The 1083-nt window shown below is 71.1% G+C and carries 1 protein-coding gene; it reads left to right on the top strand.

Annotated elements, in window-relative coordinates; genetic code table 11:
- A partial coding sequence (locus ACGF4C_RS39180; protein WP_393573430.1) for a glycerol-3-phosphate dehydrogenase/oxidase occupies positions 1–1083 on the top strand: 1083 nt, incomplete at both ends.

Below are 1083 nucleotides of genomic sequence, written 5' to 3'. Positions count from 1 at the left end.
CTGGTGATCGGTGGCGGCATCCTGGGCATCTCCACCGCCTGGCACGCCGCGCAGGCCGGACTGCGGGTGGCCCTGGTGGACGCCGGCGACTTCGCCGGCGCCACCTCCTCCGCCTCCTCCAAGCTGCTGCACGGCGGTCTGCGCTACCTGCAGACCGGTGCGGTCAAGCTGGTGGCGGAGAACCACTTCGAGCGGCGTGCGGTGTCCCGCGAGGTCGCACCGCACCTCTCCAACCCCCTCACCTTCTACCTGCCGGTCTACAAGGGCGGCCCGCACGGCGCGGCCAAGCTCGGTGCGGGCGTCTTCGCCTACTCCGCGCTGTCCGCGTTCGGCGACGGCGTCGGCCACGTGATATCCGCGGCCAAGGCACAGCGCGACGTGCCGGAGCTGCGCACGGAGAACCTCAAGGCCGTGGCCGTGTACGGCGACGACCAGATGAACGACTCCCGGATGGCGCTGATGACCGTCCGTGCGGCGGTCGCGGCCGGCGCCACGGTCCTCAACCACGCCGAGGTCACCGGTCTGCGCTTCACCCAGGGCCGGGTCACCGGCGCCGAGCTCAAGGACCGTACGGACGGCCAGGAGTTCGGGGTGAGCGCGCGCCTGGTGCTCAACGCCACCGGCCCGTGGGTGGACCACCTGCGCAAGATGGAGGACCCGAACGCGGCCCCCTCCATCCGGCTGTCGAAGGGCGCGCACCTGGTCCTCAAGCGCACCTCCCCCTGGAAGGCGGCGCTGGCCACCCCGATCGACAAGTACCGCATCACCTTCGCCCTCCCCTGGGAGGACATGCTGCTGCTGGGCACCACGGACGAGGAGTTCGAGGGCGACCCGGCGGACGTCGCGGTCAACGACAAGGACGTCACCCAGATCCTGGACGAGGCCGCCTTCTCCATCCGCGACCAGCAGCTGTCCCGCGACCTGATCACGTACTCCTTCGCGGGTCTGCGAGTGCTGCCGGGCGGCCCCGGTGACACCTCCAAGGCCAAGCGCGAGACGGTCGTCACCGAGGGCAGCGGCGGCATGCTGTCGGTGGCCGGCGGCAAGTGGACGACCTTCCGGCACATCGGCCGCACGGTGATG

This window comes from Streptomyces sp. NPDC048197, assembly GCF_043202395.1.
In the GTDB taxonomy this organism is placed as follows: Bacteria; Actinomycetota; Actinomycetes; order Streptomycetales; family Streptomycetaceae; genus Streptomyces; species Streptomyces siderophoricus.
This window is presented reverse-complemented; position numbering and strand designations above follow the sequence as displayed.